This window comes from Chryseobacterium barbadense, assembly GCF_042849955.1.
Taxonomy (GTDB): Bacteria; Bacteroidota; Bacteroidia; order Flavobacteriales; family Weeksellaceae; genus Chryseobacterium.
Genome location: NZ_BAAFHL010000114.1, coordinates 1 through 4165, shown reverse-complemented (window position 1 = coordinate 4165; position 4165 = coordinate 1). Strand labels below are relative to the sequence as shown.

The window sequence follows — 4165 nt, the reverse complement described above, 5'->3', positions numbered from 1 at the left end:
GCTCCATTCTGCATGCTGACGGACAGCCAGTAATCTGTCTGAAATGGTTGGAGCCGGAAGATGCTCTCCGGTTGCAAAGAAATGTTTGATTTCATTGAAGATCCAAGGATATCCAATGGCAGCACGACCAATCATGATTCCGTCGCAGGCATATTTTTGTTTGTATTCCAATGCCTTTTCAGGAGAATCAATATCTCCGTTTCCAAAGATCGGAATCTCAATATTTGGATTTTGTTTAATTCTTGAAATATGTTCCCAATCCGCTTCACCTTTATACATTTGTGCACGGGTTCTGGCATGGATGGTTAAAGCTTTGATTCCTGTTTCTTGTAAACGTTCTGCCACTTCATCAATATTAATGGAAGTGCTGTCCCATCCTAAACGGGTTTTTACAGTCACAGGTAAATGAGTAGAACTTACGACAGCCTTTGTAAGACGAACCATAAGATCAATATCTTTCAATACACCGGCTCCGGCACCTTTGCAAACAACTTTTTTTACCGGGCATCCGAAATTAATATCAACTAAATCCGGATTTACGGTTTCCACAATCCTTGCAGACATGGCCATTGCCTCTTCATCACCTCCGAAAATCTGGATTCCTACAGGTCTTTCATAATCGAAAATATCTAATTTTTTTCGGCTTTTGATAGCATCACGGATCAAGCCTTCGGAAGAAATAAATTCCGAATACATCAGATCTGCACCATGCATTTTGCACAGACGTCTGAACGGAGGATCACTTACATCTTCCATCGGAGCCAGCAAAAGAGGAAATTCCGGCAGTTCTATGTTGCCTATTTTTATCATAGTGCAAATTTACGAATTTCTAACTTTCTATCAGACTGATATTATCTATCAGTATAAATAGTATTTATTTTGAACCATCAACCATCAACCATCAACTATCAATTATCATTCATCATGTATAATCCTAGAAGCTTGCCTTCACCTGCATGCTACCGATATGAATAGTTCTGTCACCGGAATTTCTGCCTTCATAATTGAGATTCAATTGTAAAAAGGAATTAATGGCCTGCTGTATGAATACGCTCCAGACCTGATTTTTTCCCGGTTTTAAGCCGTCAAGCATCTGGTTCCCAACAATACTGAAGTTGTTACCCACGAAGTCGTTATTGATAAATGAGAAATTTCCCCGGATAGAGGTTTTCTTACGTTCCCATTGAATGGTCCCTGTAATATCAAATGCTTTCAGAAACTCCTCACCATCCACTCTTTGTTTTTGACGGAAAGCTGAAGAAAGTTCTGCCTGGATAGCATCTGTGAATTTATAAGTAGCTTTAGGCTTTGTCTCAAAATTACTTAAACGATAATCCCGGGTTTTAAACAATTGTGAAGAATTTTGAATATCGTGTACAGAATTTTCCCAGTCTATCCTGAATTCTTTATTAAACCAATAACCGATATTCAGGAAATGAGAAATTTGCTCTCTTTCTTCATTACTGAAATTGGCATTGATGAGGTTGTCATTAGAAATAAAGCGGTAGTTTCCGTTCCATCCCGATTTTTCAGTAGGGCTGAACTGAACTGAGGTTAAAATATTCTGGTTTTTAAGAATCTGGTCCTCATTTTTCTCAAAAGGATTCAGTACTAAAACTTTATCTTTCTTAAAGAAGGAATTCTGTGAATTTAAGGAAATATTAAAGTTCCAACGCTTCAGAAAGGAGTTTTCAGAGTTGAAAATAATTGATGGATTTACAAATAATGCTAACTGAAGCTTATTTTTATTGGAGGGAAGATACCTTACAGAGTTGGTATAAATCCGGATGTATTGAGCCAGGTCAGAATATTCTGCAATCTCAAATTCGTCGAGTTGTTGAATTCCATCACCATTATAATCGGTCCACTTATAAATTCCTTGTCCATCAGTCACTTTTATATATTGGAATTCCCTTTGGGCCTCCTGTCCGTTACCCAGTTCATAAAATGCCTGTAAGCGCATTCCGTTTCGGAAAAGTTGCTGATTGTAAAGGATGTTACCTACCACAAAATCGTTGTTCCTGGTCATATCGGCATCGGCATTCTGGTAAAAGAATTTTCTATAATGAAGCAAAGCATTCAGGGTGGTTTTTTCAGTCTTGATGATCTGACTTTCGGCCATAATCCCTAAAATATTGTTCATATTCTGCAATCGATTGTCACGAACGGAATCGTTGTCTCTCATATAGATTTTCGTCAATAACTTGGTTCTTGTACTGTCACCTATTTTCTTTTGTACGAAAATTTCTTTCCAGCTGAAGCTCGTGACATCCATAAGCTGGGTGTCATTGTATTTTTTTTCGTTGTGTTCCATGCTTCCTCCAATAGCCCAGCTCCCTTTTTTGCCAACATATTCAGTAGAGACGCCTCCCCTTATGAACTTGGTGTCCTGAAGTGTTGCATTGGTACTCAGATAAGAAAGATTTCCTTTGGTAAGGAATTTCCCGGTAATCCAGCCAAAATCCAGATCATTTTTAATACCTTTATAAGAATCACGTTCATCAAGATAATTGATACGATAGTTTAAAGTAGATTTGTTGTTCCATTTATTCAGGAAACTAAAAATAAACCTGTTTTGGGTTCTTCCACTGAATTCCTGGGCAAGGTTGAAATCCCTGGAAAATTCCACATCATTGATACGGTCTAAAATATGGAATTGTTTATCAATATATTGATATTCAAAGCTCGGCGTTCCTTTCCAGTTATTTTTGGTAAAAGTTTTATTTCCGAAAATACGCCCTGCATATCCTATATTTTGTTGTGAGTCTCTTGAAGAAAATAAGTTGATATCATAATTGCTTAAAGAGAAATCTGCACCAATTTTTCCTTCTTTCATGAGGAATTCGGAATTAAGTGAATAAACCTGGGATTTTTGCGGGGAAGGAAGCTTCCTTACGGCTCTGTAATCTCCCATATTAGGGCCTACATATTCAAAAACACGGCCATTGTTGGTGGTCTGAGTAATTTTATAATCTCCAAGATTCGCTCCGAAATACGTGTAGGAAACCTGATAAAGCGTTTCATTGGGATCGGTGGAGAATTCATAATAATTGCCGTTAGGATCCTGAATCAGACGGTATAAGATTTTATTAACGTCGTATTCTGTAAGAACACCGGAAGGTGCATACATTAAATTCGGATCATTTCCTGCATTCGCCAGAATCTGTTCGTCTTCCTGAGACAAATTAAGGGATAACGGAGCATTCTTATTATCATTCTCCATAAACCAATTCAATCCTAATCTCAGCTTTTCTCTCTTATGCTCAACTTTTCCGGTGAACAGATATCTTGAATAATTCCTGTTGGTATAATTATAGGAAATCGTAATGAAATTCTGCTGGAAAATAGGACGGAAACTGGTAAATGTAACTTCGCCTGTATTGTAGTTGATAATATAATCCTGATTTTCCCCACGCTTCATTAAAATGCCATCAATAAAAACCTGTTCCGATCCGGAAATAAGAGTTATAAATTGTTCTCCATTCTTGCCGGTAAGTCGATAAGGTCCCTGATTGCCCTCGACTCCCTGGAAACGTACCCTGTGGAATTCACTTCGGGCTACCCCCATCGAAACATCAACGAAGGTTTTATTATCTTTACCAAACTCCGTCTGGAACTGCAGTCCCATGCTTCGTCTCTGATATTTTGCAAAATAGTTTTTGGCTTCTACAAGATCCAAATGCCCAGCCCTTAGAATCGATTTATCCTTAATGTTCAGCTGCATATAAATTTTATCAAACTCTTCCAGAGTCTGAGTATATCCATCTGCCTGAATCGGTAAATTGTGATCAGATATACTTGCGAGAATCGTTACATCTTTAGAAAGCCTTCCGGAAATCTGGAGGTCCATCGAACTTTGAACGGATTGACCCTGATTATTCCCAAAAGTTATCCCCCGGATAATAGAACCCTTTGAGTTGAGCTCACCCAAGAATCTTTTTTTATCGTTTTTCGCAAGAACAGCCTCATCCACGATAATTTTATTATTGGTTTTTACAAAATCAAGGGTGTCTTTGGCGAAAATATCCTGTTCAAGTCTGGCCGCTATAATACTATCTTTTCTGACAGAAAATATACTATCTCTCTTAAAAGTGAAAAGAGTATCATTTTTTATTGTATCTTTATCTGTAGGAAGGTTTGGATTTTTCCACGTGAATATTTGTGC

2 protein-coding genes are annotated in these 4165 nt (G+C 37.8%); both read right to left on the bottom strand.

Annotated features, from left to right (window positions below; genetic code table 11):
• On the bottom strand, positions 1–810 hold an 810-nt coding region (gene dusB / locus ACGHIN_RS16800; protein WP_390456225.1), incomplete at its 3' end, for a tRNA dihydrouridine synthase DusB.
• Positions 811–934: 124 nt separating this feature from the next.
• The coding region (locus ACGHIN_RS16795; RefSeq protein ID WP_390456222.1) for a hypothetical protein at positions 935–4165 on the bottom strand (3231 nt) is incomplete at its 5' end.